A 13,115-nucleotide genomic window follows, 5' to 3' on the forward strand; every position below is an offset into this window, starting at 1 on the left:
CATGACTCAAGCTGCCTTGGACACCGCAACCCCACAAACACCGTCGGTTATCCGGTTGCTGCTCGACAAGCTCGGCGTTGCCTACCGTGAAGTGTTGGCGCATCCCCCCCCGCCGGCTCAAGCCTGTGTACAGGCGGTGCTGCTGGACGACGAGGTGGGCGCACTGATGGTGCTGCTGCCGCAAAGCCAACTGCTGGACCTGAGCCGGCTCACCGAGCTGACTGGCCGGACACTTACCGCTGTGCCGGTGCCCCGCTTGCGCCAAATGCTGGAGAAACACCATCTCAAGGTTCTTCCAGGCATACCGGCGCTGACCAGCTCACCTTGCCAGTACGAAAAAAGCCTGCTCGAACCCGCGACCGTGTTCATTCAGTCAGGCCAGGAAGGCCTGCTGCTGGCCATCGACCGTGACCCGTTCAAACGCCTGCTGAGCAAAGCCAGCGCCAGCGCATTCGGGCAGGAGGTGCAGGCCATTGCCCTGAACCTGGACCGTCCGGACGATGACACCCGCGAGATCAGCCAGGCAGTTCAGGCCTTCACTGCACGACGCATTCAAAAGCGGCTCGAAGAAACCATCGAAATCCCGCCCCTGGCCGATACCGCGCAGAAGATCATGAAGCTGCGTGTCGACCCGAATGCCAGCATCGACGATATCACCGGGGTGGTGGAAACCGACCCGGCGCTGGCTGCGCAGGTCGTGAGCTGGGCGGCATCGCCCTATTACGCCTCGCCCGGCAAGGTACGCTCGGTCGAGGATGCGATTGTCAGGGTGCTGGGTTTCGATCTGGTGATCAACCTGGCTTTGGGCCTGGCCATGGGCAAGACGCTCAGCCTACCCAAGGACCAGCCTCAGCAAGCGACGCCTTACTGGCAGCACTCCATCTACACAGCGGCTGTCATCGAGGGCCTTACCCGTGCAATGCCCCGTGCCGAACGACCTGAGGCAGGCCTCACCTACCTTGCCGGTCTTCTGTACAATTTCGGGTACTTGCTGCTGGCACATGTGTTTCCACCGCATTTTTCGCTGATCTGTCGGCATCTGGAGGTCAACCCCCATCTGTGCCACACCTATGTGGAGCGCCACCTTCTAGGGATCAGCCGCGAGCAGATTGGTGCCTGGCTGATGAAGCTGTGGGACATGCCCGAGGAGTTGTCCACGGCGCTGCGCTTCCAGCATGACCCCAACTACGAGGGCGACTATGCAGCCTTTCCCAACCTGGTCTTCCTCGCGACTCGATTGCTTCGCTCACGGGGTATCGGCTCGGGCCCGAAAGAGGAGATTCCCGATGCATTGCTTGAGCGTCTTGGGCTTTCCCGCGACAAGGCCAATGATGTCGTGAACAAGGTACTCGAGGCTGAGACCTTGCTGCGCGAGCTTGCGTCCCAGTTCGCTGCGCCACACTGATTGACTGGGGCCGTCGCTCGGCCCCTGCGCGGTCAATGCTTCTTTTTAGGTTTCAGGTACTTCATCAGGCCCTGGAACCACATCACCAAGGCCGGGTTGCCCTTGATCTGGATCGCCTTGTCCTGGATGCCCTGCATGAATGCCAGCTGCTTGTTGCGCGCCTGCAGGGTAGTGAAGCCATAGGCAGCATCCTTGAAGGCGATGGCGAAGGCAGGCTGCGCGAACGCGCCCCCTTTGCTACGGATGCGTTCGTTGGCGACGATGAAGTGCCGAGCGATCTTGCCGTCGAGGGTTTGCATCTGGAACACCAGATCCTTGCCCTTGAGCTGCTGCTGGAAAGCCGGATTGTTTCGGCTTGCCCTGGCCATCAGCAGGCCCAGGACCCAGAGAAGTAAGCGGAACTTCATTTGAGCGTCTCGTCTAAGAAGTGACTGTGAGCGCCAGTTTATCCGCTTTATGTGCTTTTCAGGGAATCGAAGAATCTTTTTCGTATGCGAAGACAACGGGCGCTGTGGGCGCCCGATTGATCGTCATGCCGCTGACAGGCCTAGGTCATTTAGTCTTTTTAGCAGGCTTGGCGGGCACGTTGATACTGTCGCGCAAGTTCTTGCCTGGCTTGAAGGCTACCGTGTTGCTTGCCTTGATCTTGACGGGCTCACCCGTCTGCGGGTTTTTACCGGTTCGCGCCCCACGATGACGCTTCTCGAACGTGCCGAACCCCACCAGCGTCACTGTATCGTTGTTCACAGCCTGGGTAATGCTTTCGAGAATCGCGTTCAGCACCTCGTTGGCCTGGTCTTTGGTCAGGTCGGTCTTCTCGGCGATGACAGCGGCGAGTTCTGGTTTGCGCATGATGATGAAGCCTCTTTGACGGAATTCTTGTTGTTATGCCGTGCCGCCTCAAGGGCAGCGTTCAAGGCGCCACGGGCTCTAAGCCGCGGCAGACGAGTGTGAGAATGGCACGCGCTTGAGTACCGCGCCAGTATCGGTACGGCCAGAATGCACAAGCAAAAAAGGCATACCCGACAGTTCGTGCGCTATTTACGCCATGACGGGTGGAAGCTGGCGGTTGAGCATCAGTCTTTCCATCACGGTACTGCCGGTAAGGGCGTACCCGATCAGCTGGCCATCGGCGGCGTGGCAGAGCGCTTTGACGTCATTGCCCTCACCCTCTGCCTGCCACGTACCAATCTGCCCATTCGGCGGTGGCGACACCACCACAGGACAGGCAGGCGTCTTGACGGTGATGGGCATTGGTCCATAGCTGACGGCAGTGGGGGTGCCTGTCAGTGTCTGCGCCAGCGCTCGAACGCCACTCATCAACGGCATCACGTAGAGCAGGTTGATGCCGTCAACCTCGGCACAATCGCCCAAGGCGTGGATATTGGCATGGGAGGTACGCAGGAATCGGTCCACACAGATACCCCGCCCAGTCTGCAGGCCCGCTGCGGCAGCCAGGTCCGTTCGTGGGCGCAGGCCTACGGCCGACACGACCAGGTCGCACGCGATGACCTGGCCGTCGGACAGCTGTGCACGCACGCCATGCCCCTGGCGCTGCAAGCGCGTCAGCACGGGCCCGAGATGAAAGCGAATGCCGATACCCTGTAGCCCGCTCTGTACCGCCTGGGCCGCTGCCGGGTGCAACAGGGTGGGCATGATCTGCTCGCAGGGCGCGACCACATCAACCTCGAAACCACCAAGACGCATGTCGTTCGCAAACTCACAGCCGATAAGACCGGCGCCCAGGATCAATACCCGCTGCTTGCCGTCAGCCGCGGCGCGCAGGCGCGCGTAGTCTTCAAGGTCGTTGATCGGGAAGATCAGGTCGCTGGCGTCACCTTCCACAGGCACGCTGATGGTCTGTGCACCCAGCGCCAGGACGAGATCGCGATAGGGCACTGCCTCCTCGCCAATCCATAGGCGCTTGTGGCCTGGGTCGATACCCGTTATGCGCGTATGGGTGCGCACCTCGACGTTCAATTGCTCGGCCATGGCGCCGGGCTCGGCCATGCACAGCCCCTCGGCGTCCTTCTGCTTGGCGAAGCCGGTCGAGAGCATGGGCTTGGAGTAGGACCGCCCATCATCGGCAGTGATCATCAGCACGGGGGTGAGTGCATCGAACTTGCGTAATTCCCGGGCGAGGTTGTAGCCCGCAAGCCCGGTGCCAATGATGACTACAGGAGGCGTCATGGGGTTTCCTCGATCAACCGATGGCGATCATTTCAAAGTCGCTCTTACCAACCCCGCAGTCTGGGCAGAGCCAGTCTTCGGGTACGTCTTCCCAACGCGTGCCGGGCGCGATTCCATCATCCGGCCAGCCATCGGCTTCGTCATAGATCAGACCGCAGACAATACATTGCCACTTTTTCATCGGAACGGGTTTCCTCGGTTCAGGCTCGGCTTGGGTTTGGACGTGCGGCCTCTTCACGGGCCAAGGTGCAATCGAAAGGCTTTGTAGCGGCCCTGCCGGCAGTATGCAAGCAGTCGGGGCATTCATGCTAAGCTCGCGGCCTCTTTGGTTGTAACAAGCAGACCGACGTGTCGTACCCAACCCCGCACGCAGCCGCTGTCGCGTGGCTAGCGTATCCACAGGTGCAGGCCAGCCTCGCCCCCTCCATGCTGGACTGGTTGTTCGATGAGGGCTCGCTCACACGTCGGCTGACCCGACTGTCCGGCGACGATTTCTGCGTAACGCCCCTGTTCGAAGGCTGGCAGTCGCTGCGCGAGGATGAATGCCAAGCCCTTGGCATCGCGCTCGGCGCCCAGGGTTGGGTCAGGGAAGTGTTCCTGCGCGGGCATGGCCAGCCGTGGGTATTCGCCCGCAGCGTAGCCAGCCGTGCGACGCTCGAACGTGGCGGCCTGGACCTTGAATCGCTCGGTAGTCGCTCGCTGGGCGAGCTGCTGTTCTGCGATCAAGCGTTCACCCGCCATCCCCTGCAGGTATGCCACTACCCCGAAGCCTGGCTCCCTGCTGAAGTTGCAAGCCCAGGCTTGTGGGGACGTCGTTCACGCTTCTCCCGAGATGAACTCGACCTGCTTGTCGCCGAAGTGTTCCTGCCGGCGTTGTGGCAGGTGGCACGCGAGGATACCCGCTGATGTACCTGCAACTGCTCAAATCGCTGAACCGTCTTCATCCGCGCGCCTGGGACTTTGTCCAGCTAAGTCGCATGGACAGGCCCATCGGCATTTATCTGCTGCTCTGGCCAACCCTGTCGGCGGTGTGGATTGCAGGTCAGGGTTCACCCTCGTTGGCCAATGTGCTGATCTTCGGGTTGGGCGTGGTGCTCATGCGCGCGGCCGGGTGCTGCATCAATGATTTTGCCGATCGCAAGGTGGATGGATACGTCAAGCGCACCGCCGATCGACCCTTGGCCAGCGGGCGTGTACGCCCCCGCGAAGCGCTGACGCTGTTTGCCGTTTTGGTAAGCGTGAGCTTCCTGCTGGTGCTGTGCACCAACAGTCAAACCGTCTGGCTTTCGTTCGCGGCCGTCGCGCTCGCATTTTGCTACCCCTTCATGAAGCGCTACACCTACTACCCACAGGTGGTGCTGGGCGCCGCCTATTCGTGGGGTATCCCCATGGCCTTCACCGCTGCTGGCGGCGAGCTGCCGGCCGCTGCCTGGCTGCTGTACATCGCCAACCTGCTGTGGACGGTGGCTTACGACACCTACTACGCCATGGTCGATCGCGACGATGACCTGAAGATCGGCGTGAAGTCCACGGCCATTCTGTTCGGCGAGGCTGACCGGGTGATAATCCTGAGCTTGCAGGGCCTTTCGCTGGGCTGCCTGATGCTGGCCGGCAGCAGCTTCGCCCTCGGCGGCTGGTTCTACCTGGGCCTGCTGGGCGCCGCGTGCTGTTTCGCCTGGGAATTCTGGTCCACCCGCCGCCTGGATCGAGACGCATGCTTCAAGGCGTTCCTGCACAACCACTGGGCCGGGCTGATGGTGTTCATGGGCGTGGTACTGGATTACGCGCTACGTTGAGCGGTGGGTTGAGGCGCGGCACCACCTAAGCAAGGTCCACCTGGTGCACACCGCATGAGGATTCACCGTATCGAGGGGGTAAAGCGTTGGTTACAGGTGCAACCGCCGCCCCGGTCAAGCCTGGCCCAGTCATTGAATGTCGCGAGAACCGCCAACACCCTGTCACACAGCTGCAATAATTCCGTTATCTAATGCGGGGCCAAGACAGCGAATCCAGGAGAGGTTTTGAGCATGGCTGGCAGGAATATTCTGATCGTCGACGACGAGGCGCCCATCCGCGAGATGATTGCCGTGGCCCTGGAGATGGCAGGTTATGAGTGCCTGGAAGCAGAAAGCTCCCAACAGGCCCATGCCATCATCGTCGACCGTAAGCCGGACCTGATTCTGCTGGACTGGATGCTCCCCGGCACCTCGGGCATCGAACTGGCCCGGCGGCTCAAGCGCGACGAGCTGACCGGGGACATTCCGATCATCATGCTCACCGCCAAGGGCGAGGAAGACAACAAGATCCAAGGCCTGGAAGTGGGTGCGGACGACTACATCACCAAGCCGTTCTCGCCGCGTGAGCTGGTAGCCCGCCTCAAGGCCGTGCTGCGACGTACCGGCCCCAGTGATGGCGAGACGCCGATCGAAGTGGGCGGGCTGCTGCTGGACCCTATCAGTCATCGCGTCACCATCGATGGCAAGCCGGCCGAGATGGGGCCCACCGAGTACCGCCTGCTGCAATTCTTCATGACCCATCAGGAACGCGCCTATACCCGCGGCCAGTTGCTGGACCAGGTATGGGGGGGCAATGTCTATGTCGAGGAACGCACGGTCGATGTCCACATTCGCCGCTTGCGCAAGGCGCTGGGTGAGGCGTATGAAAACCTGGTACAAACGGTTCGCGGCACAGGCTACCGCTTTTCGACCAAGGTCTGACCTGAAACGCAGCACTCGGCTCAAAGCCGTCGAATGGACGTGAACGCGCTACCGATCCGCTTCTGCATGCAGGTTCGTGCTTGCTGTTGATCGCTGGATTCGAAGGATCCCCAATTGAACCAGAACTGGCATGCGACCTTGATTCGCCACCTGCTGCTGTTGATCACCCTTTGCCTGATCGGTGGCCTGGTCAGTGGCTACTATGGCTGGAGCCTGGCCATTGGCCTGGCTCTCTACCTGGGCTGGACGCTCAAGCAACTGCTGCGCCTGCATGCCTGGCTGCGCAATCACCAACCGGACGAAGCACCGCCTGACGGCTACGGCCTATGGGGCGAGGTGTTCGACAGCATCTACCATCTGCAACGACGCGACCAGCGTGTGCGTGGCAGGCTTCAAGCGGTGATCGACAGGGTGCAGGAATCCACCGCAGCGCTGCGCGACGCCGTGATCATGCTCGACAGCCACGGCAACCTGGAGTGGTGGAACCGCGCAGCCGAGACGCTCCTGGGCTTCAAGACACCCCAGGACGGCGGCCAGCAGGTGACCAACCTGGTGCGGCACCCGCGCTTCAAGGAATACTTCGAAACCGAAAACTATGTCGAGCCACTGGAGATTCCATCCCCCATCAACGATCGCATGCGGGTGCAACTGCACATCACACGCTACGGTAACAACGAACACCTGATGCTGGTTCGGGACGTCACCCGCATCCACCAGCTCGAACAGATGCGCAAGGACTTCGTGGCCAACGTGTCCCACGAACTGCGAACGCCGCTGACCGTGATTGCCGGCTACCTGGAAACCCTGCTGGATAACGTCGAGGACGTGAACCCCCGCTGGCGCCGAGCGTTGCAGCAGATGAGCCAACAGGGCTCGCGCATGCAAACGCTGCTCAACGACCTGCTGCTGCTGGCCAAGCTGGAGGCCACCGACTACCCGTCCGACAACCAGCCAGTGGCCGTGGACACCCTGCTCAGTGCGATCAAGCAAGACGCGCAAGCGTTGTCCGGGCCGCGCAACCAGCGCATTACCCTGGAGGCCGAGCCAGGCATCTGGCTCAAGGGCAGCGAGTCGGAATTGCGCAGCGCGTTCTCCAACCTGGTGTTCAATGCCGTCAAGTACACCCAGGACGAGGGCAGCATTCGCATTCGCTGGTGGGCCGATGCCCAAGGCGCCCATCTGTCGGTGCAGGACTCAGGGCCCGGCATCGATGCCAAGCACCTGCCACGGCTGACGGAGCGGTTCTATCGGGTGGATTCGAGCCGTGCATCTCATACCGGTGGCACGGGCCTTGGGCTGGCAATCGTCAAGCATGTGCTGATGCGCCACCGCGGGCGCCTGGAGATCAGCAGCGTGCCAGGCCATGGCAGCACCTTCACCTGCCATTTTGCAGTGGCGCAACAGGTCACAGGTAAGGTTTGAGGCCGTTCGGGCCACTTTGCAGCATCGATCAAGTGGTCGCCCTTTGCTTTTGCGGCCCTAGCCGCTACATTTGATCCCTTGCGCCGGCTGGAGCCGGCACTTTTCTCATCTTCAAGACGGATCCCGTAAAAACTCCATCATGGACCCTTCCCCTGGTATCAGCCTCACCTCCCTGTTCGCCGATTTCGGCATGATCATTTTTGCTTTGGTTCTGGTGCTGCTCAACGGCTTCTTCGTTGCCGCCGAGTTCGCCATGGTCAAGCTGCGCGCAACCCGCGTGGACGCCATCGCCGAGCAGCACGGCTGGCGCGGCAGCATCCTGCGCAAGGTTCACAACCAGCTCGATGCCTACCTCTCTGCCTGCCAGCTCGGCATCACCTTGGCCTCGCTGGGGCTGGGCTGGGTGGGCGAGCCGGCCTTCGCGCACTTGCTCGAACCGCTGCTGGCCTACTTTGGCGTCGATACCCCTGAGCTGATCAAGGCCGTCTCGTTCTTCGTCGCCTTCTTCGTGATCTCCTACCTGCACATCGTGGTGGGTGAGCTGGCGCCCAAATCGTGGGCCATTCGCAAGCCGGAACTGTTGTCGCTGTGGACCGCAGTACCGCTGTACCTGTTCTACTGGCTGATGTACCCGGCCATCTACCTGCTCAATGCCAGCGCCAACACAATCCTGCGCATTGCCGGCCAAGGCGAACCCGGCCCGCACCACGAGCACCACTACAGCCGGGAGGAGCTCAAGCTGATCCTGCACTCCAGCCGCGGCCAGGACCCAAGCGATCAAGGCATGCGCGTGCTGGCGTCCGCGGTGGAAATGGGTGAGCTGGAAGTGGTGGACTGGGCCAACTCTCGCGAAGACATGGTCATCATCGACGCCCATGCCCCGCTCAAGCAGATACTGGCCCTGATCCGCCGTCACAAGTTCAGCCGCTACCCGGTGTACGACACCGAGCGCGAGGAGTTCACGGGCCTGCTGCACATCAAGGACCTGCTACTCGAACTCGCCGAACTCGAACACCTGCCTGAAACCATTGACCTGGAAGACCTGGCTCGCCCACTGGAGCGCGTTTCCAGGCACATGCCGCTGTCCCAATTGCTCGAGCAGTTCCGCAAGGGCGGTGCGCACTTCGTGCTGGTCGAGGAGGCCGATGGCAAGGTCATCGGTTACCTGACCATGGAAGATGTGCTGGAAGTGCTGGTGGGCGACATCCAGGACGAACACCGCAAGACCGAGCGCGGCATCCTGGCCTATCAGCCAGGAAAGCTGCTGGTGCGCGGCGATACTCCGCTGTTCAAGGTCGAGCGCTTGCTGGGCGTGGACCTAGACCATATCGAGGCAGAGACACTGGCCGGCCTGGTCTACGAAACGCTCAAGCGCGTACCCGAAGAAGAAGAGGTGCTCGAGGTCGAAGGGCTGCGCATCATCGTCAAGAAAATGAAAGGCCCCAAGATCGTGCTGGCCAAAGTGCTCAAGCTGGACTGAGCACATCGACGCCCTGCCCCGATCAAGCCCTGATCAGGGGTTGCCTGCGGTGTAGTCGGGCAACCCACTGATCGGCCGGTCGAACCGATAGGGAATCGACTCAAGCGCCAGCCCCACATTGCGCTGAACCACGAAGTGCAGATGGGGCCCGGTGCTGTTGCCGGTGTTGCCCGACTTGGCCAACACCTGCCCTTGGCGCACACGCTGCCCGGACGCGACCACGATCGACCCGCGCATCAAGTGCAGGTACACCCCCATGGTGCCGTCAGGGTGCAGAATGCGGACAAAGTTGCCCGAGGGATTGTCCCCTCGCCCGCTCTGCTCGCTGCGCGTGCTCACCACTACCCCTTCGCGTGCCGCCACGATAGTGGTGCCCTCGGGCATGGCGATATCCATTGCATAGCGCCCCTTGGGCCCGAAGTGGCTGAACCTGCCATTGGGCCCTTGGCTCACACGAAACGGCCCACCTACCCATGGAAACGCATAGCGATAACCTTGTGGGCGCTTGCCGGGGTCGCCCATGGCCTGCAGCAGTGTGGAGCGGTAGTTGAGCAGCTTGCCTGGCTGGCCCCGGACGATGCTGAGCACTTGGGTCGAACGCGGCGGCAACAGACGCCGCACGGTCCGCGGCGCGTCGCCACCCTGCGCGTTAACCAGGTTATCCAGGCGCAGTTCCACCTGCACGGCGACCGGCAGTTCGTTGCGGGCCGAGAAGCTCACGCCGCCCTGGAACACGATCGCGTTGAGACGCACATCGTGTTCGTTGATCTCCACGGTGGACTCATCCACGACCGTGGGCTTGATGCCCGGGCCGGGTCGCTGCGCATAGGACACCCTTCCCGTTTCATCGGTGACTGGGTGCAGCGTCACGCCCAGGCTAGAGGCGCTGACCAGGGTTAACGCACATAGCAGCAGGCGTGAATGCATGATGGTGGCTTTTTGACAGTGAAGGACCTGTCCAAGCCTAGCAGCAGACACCCTGGTCACCATGACAGTTGGTCGGATGCTGCTGGCCAGCTCGCTGTTGCGGCGGCCCGTCAGGCCCCTGGCGTGAAATGCTTCTGGGCAGTGCCGCGGGCGATCAGGCGGGACAGGTAGTCCAGCTTCTGGGCGTCTTGATCGACGAACTTGAACGTCAATTGCAGCCAGTCGCTGTCAGGCTTGGGCTCGAAGGCCGCCACCGCGTGCAAGTAACCATTCAAACGCGCGATTTCCGCGTTCTCGCCCTGCTCCAGGTTCAGCACGGCGCCTTCGAGCACTTGCGGCAGTGTCTCACTGCGCCGTACGACCAGCAGGGCTTCCTTCAAGCTCAAGGCCTTGATCACGCAGGCTTGCATGCCGCTCGCCAAACGCAGCTGGCCCTGGCCGCGACCGCTGGGTGCGGGTGTCGCTGCGCTGGACTTGGCAGGGGTGGCGGCCGCCTTGGCAGGCACAGGTGCTGGCGCAGCTACCTTGACGGCTTCTGGCCGTCCAGCGGTCAGGGCGTTGAGCGAGTCGTTGGCGAACGCGGCATTAGCCCGCGCAGGCCCTGGGCTCATCAAGCTGTCGAGCTTGCCGATCTTGGCCAGGGCCTTCTTGACCTTGGTCAGCAACTGCTCGTTGGTGAACGGCTTGCCGACGAAGTCCGACACGCCGGCCTGAATCGCCTGGATGACATTTTCCTTGTCGCCACGGCTGGTCACCATGATGAACTGAAGGCCCTTGAGCTCAGGTTGCTGACGGCACCAGGTGAGCAGCTCCAAGCCCGACATTTCTGGCATTTCCCAGTCGCACAGCACCAGGTCGAACGCCTCTTTGCCCAACAGGGTCATGGCCTTGCGACCGTTTACGGCGTCATCCACGGTCATGCCCGGGAACGCGTTGCGCAGGCACTTACGGATCAGGTCACGGATAAATGGCGCGTCATCCACCACCAGCACATTCACTTTACTCATCGATACTCCTTCTGAACCCGACTAGCCTACTGCCATTTGCTGGCCACTTGCCACCACCTGTGTCACGCCGGGTCGTCTACAGCCGGTCGATGGTCTCTGGCACCTCCAGGCGTACTAACGAAAACGCCCGGCACAAGCCGGGCGTCGATGCTCGGAGAGAACTTTATTTATCGCCCGCTTCGGCTGGAACATTAGGTATTTCACCCTCGGCATTGGCGCGACCCTGCACCTCCGCTGTCATGCGCTTGAGGCCCATGTGGCGTACATCGGTGCCGCGCACCAGGTAGATCACCAGTTCGGAGATGTTGCGTGCATGGTCGCCGATCCGCTCCAGCGAACGCAGGACCCAAATCACACTTAGCACACGGGAGATCGAACGGGGATCTTCCATCATGTAGGTCACCAGTTCACGCAAGGCTGTCTTGTACTCACGGTCGATGGTCTTGTCGTATTGAGCCACTGACAAGGCCAGGTCGGCATCGAAGCGGGCGAAGGCGTCGAGTGCATCGCGCACCATGTTGCGCACCTGATCGCCGATGTGCCGCACCTCCACATAGCCCCGCGGCGATTCACCCTCCTCGCAGAGCTGGATGGCCCGCCGGGCGATCTTGGTCGACTCGTCGCCGATACGCTCGAGGTCAATCACCGACTTGGAAATACTGATGATCAGCCGCAGGTCCGATGCTGCCGGCTGGCGACGCGCCAGAATACGCAGGCATTCCTCGTCGATGTTGCGCTCCATCTGGTTGATCTGCTCGTCGACCTCGCGCACCTGCTGAGCCAGGCCGGAATCGGCCTCGATCAGCGCAGTGACCGCATCGTTGACCTGTTTCTCGACCAGCCCGCCCATGGCCAGCAGGTGGCTGCGTACCTCTTCGAGCTCGGCGTTGAACTGCTGGGAAATATGATGCGTCAGGCTTTCTTTGTTGATCATGCTGTGGCTCCGCGAAGCTGCTGGCTGCGAGCTTCAAGTCGTTCGAGGCGTGCCCCTGCGCTGCGCCGAGTGCCTTCACGCGGCGAGCAGCAGTGCGCGGTGTTTCTTCAGCCGTACCGGCCAGTGATGTAGTCTTCTGTCTGCTTCTTGGTGGGGTTGGTGAACAGGGTATCGGTGTCACCGAATTCCACCAGTTTGCCCATGTACATGAAGGCGGTGTAGTCCGATACGCGGGCCGCCTGCTGCATGTTGTGGGTCACGATGACGATGGTGAACTTGGTTTTCAATTCGTAGATGAGCTCTTCGACCTTGAGCGTGGAAATCGGGTCCAGCGCCGAGCAAGGCTCGTCCAGCAACAGTACCTCGGGCTCGACCGCAATGGTGCGGGCGATGACCAGGCGCTGCTGCTGCCCACCGGACAGGCCCAGCGCCGACTCGTGCAGACGGTCCTTGACCTCGTCCCACAGCGCCGCGCCCTTGAGGGCCCACTCGACGGCCTCGTCCAGGACACGTTTTTTGTTGATGCCCTGAATCCGCAGGCCATAGACCACGTTCTCGTAGATGGTCTTGGGGAAAGGGTTGGGTTTCTGGAACACCATGCCCACGCGGCGGCGCAGCTCGGCCACGTCCTCGCCCTTGCGGTAGATGTCATGCCCGTACAGGTTGACGGCGCCTTGCACACGACAGCCGTCGACCAGGTCGTTCATGCGGTTGAAGGTCCGCAGCAAGGTGGACTTGCCGCACCCGGAGGGGCCAATGAACGCCGTCACGCGCTGCTTGGGAATATTCATGCTGACATCGAACAGGGCCTGCTTGTCGCCGTAGAACAGGCTAAGCCCAGGCACTTCGATGGCGACCGTTTCCTCGGCCAGGCGCAGGCCCTGTTTGCTGCGGCCCAGCGCGGACATGTCGATGCCGTGGGTAGGCGGTTGTTGCTGCATGGTCTCACTCCATTGGGTGCTGCCGGCGTATGGCCGCCAGTGGCACGTTGGGACGAAGCGGCCGCTTCGCGTCGGCGACGCCGCTTGAACGT

Annotated in this window: 14 protein-coding genes; 6 read left to right on the plus strand and 8 right to left on the minus strand. The window is 61.7% G+C overall.

All coding sequences use genetic code 11. The features are described 5' to 3' along the window. Nucleotide 1: 1 nt before the first annotated feature. The gene (locus ACF8R3_RS19170; protein ID WP_392516021.1) at nt 2-1,405 is read left to right on the plus strand and encodes an HDOD domain-containing protein; all 1,404 of its coding nucleotides are present in this window, start codon (nt 2-4) and stop codon (nt 1,403-1,405) included. Between the two features lie 32 nt (nt 1,406-1,437). Here ACF8R3_RS19170 and ACF8R3_RS19175 read toward each other — a convergent pair whose 3' ends face one another. The 4 genes from ACF8R3_RS19175 to ACF8R3_RS19190 all read right to left on the minus strand — a co-directional run bounded on the left by ACF8R3_RS19175 (nt 1,438) and on the right by ACF8R3_RS19190 (nt 3,776). Continuing rightward, nucleotides 1,438-1,812, minus strand: a complete 375-nt coding sequence (locus tag ACF8R3_RS19175) for a helicase (protein WP_078479356.1) — start codon at nt 1,810-1,812, stop codon at nt 1,438-1,440. 145 nt (nt 1,813-1,957) lie between these two features. Then, a complete protein-coding gene (locus tag ACF8R3_RS19180) occupies nt 1,958-2,257 on the minus strand; it encodes an HU family DNA-binding protein (protein WP_058602763.1) in 300 nt (99 codons plus the stop codon). 189 nt (nt 2,258-2,446) lie between these two features. Beyond that, a complete protein-coding gene (locus ACF8R3_RS19185; protein ID WP_078479357.1) occupies nt 2,447-3,595 on the minus strand; it encodes an NAD(P)/FAD-dependent oxidoreductase in 1,149 nt (382 codons plus the stop codon). A gap of 13 nt (nt 3,596-3,608) precedes the next feature. After that, on the minus strand, nt 3,609-3,776 hold the full coding sequence (locus tag ACF8R3_RS19190; protein WP_023532601.1) for a rubredoxin: 168 nt from the start codon (nt 3,774-3,776) through the stop codon (nt 3,609-3,611). Nucleotides 3,777-3,943: 167 nt separating this feature from the next. Here ACF8R3_RS19190 and ACF8R3_RS19195 point away from each other — a divergent pair, with 167 nt between their 5' ends. From ACF8R3_RS19195 to ACF8R3_RS19215, 5 genes are all read left to right on the plus strand, one after another. Continuing rightward, on the plus strand, nt 3,944-4,501 hold the full coding sequence (locus ACF8R3_RS19195) for a chorismate lyase (RefSeq protein ID WP_058638820.1): 558 nt from the start codon (nt 3,944-3,946) through the stop codon (nt 4,499-4,501). After that, entirely contained in the window at nt 4,501-5,391 is an 891-nt protein-coding gene (ubiA, locus tag ACF8R3_RS19200; protein ID WP_058638819.1) for a 4-hydroxybenzoate octaprenyltransferase, read from the plus strand. The genes ACF8R3_RS19195 and ubiA overlap by 1 nt, the downstream gene beginning before the upstream one ends. 231 nt (nt 5,392-5,622) lie before the next feature. Next, complete coding sequence (gene phoB, locus ACF8R3_RS19205; protein WP_023532543.1) at nt 5,623-6,312, plus strand: phosphate regulon transcriptional regulator PhoB; 690 nt, start codon at nt 5,623-5,625, stop codon at nt 6,310-6,312. A gap of 114 nt (nt 6,313-6,426) precedes the next feature. Further along, a complete protein-coding gene (gene phoR / locus ACF8R3_RS19210; RefSeq protein ID WP_058602759.1) occupies nt 6,427-7,734 on the plus strand; it encodes a phosphate regulon sensor histidine kinase PhoR in 1,308 nt (435 codons plus the stop codon). Between the two features lie 139 nt (nt 7,735-7,873). Next, nucleotides 7,874-9,214, plus strand: coding sequence for a hemolysin family protein (locus ACF8R3_RS19215; protein ID WP_058602758.1), 1,341 nt, complete (start codon nt 7,874-7,876; stop codon nt 9,212-9,214). Nucleotides 9,215-9,247: 33 nt separating this feature from the next. Here ACF8R3_RS19215 and ACF8R3_RS19220 read toward each other — a convergent pair whose 3' ends face one another. The 4 genes from ACF8R3_RS19220 to pstB form a co-directional block, all read right to left on the minus strand. Further along, on the minus strand, nt 9,248-10,141 hold the full coding sequence (locus tag ACF8R3_RS19220; RefSeq protein ID WP_058638816.1) for a M23 family metallopeptidase: 894 nt from the start codon (nt 10,139-10,141) through the stop codon (nt 9,248-9,250). Nucleotides 10,142-10,251: 110 nt separating this feature from the next. Beyond that, entirely contained in the window at nt 10,252-11,148 is an 897-nt protein-coding gene (locus ACF8R3_RS19225) for a response regulator (RefSeq protein WP_058638815.1), read from the minus strand. Between the two features lie 163 nt (nt 11,149-11,311). After that, on the minus strand, nt 11,312-12,082 hold the full coding sequence (gene phoU / locus ACF8R3_RS19230) for a phosphate signaling complex protein PhoU (RefSeq protein WP_058638814.1): 771 nt from the start codon (nt 12,080-12,082) through the stop codon (nt 11,312-11,314). A gap of 107 nt (nt 12,083-12,189) precedes the next feature. After that, nucleotides 12,190-13,023, minus strand: coding sequence for a phosphate ABC transporter ATP-binding protein PstB (gene pstB / locus ACF8R3_RS19235; RefSeq protein WP_196126602.1), 834 nt, complete (start codon nt 13,021-13,023; stop codon nt 12,190-12,192). Nucleotides 13,024-13,115 lie beyond the last annotated feature (92 nt).

The sequence above is a fragment of the Pseudomonas sp. FYR_7 genome (assembly GCF_043106155.1).
Taxonomy (GTDB): Bacteria; Pseudomonadota; Gammaproteobacteria; order Pseudomonadales; family Pseudomonadaceae; genus Aquipseudomonas; species Aquipseudomonas parafulva_B.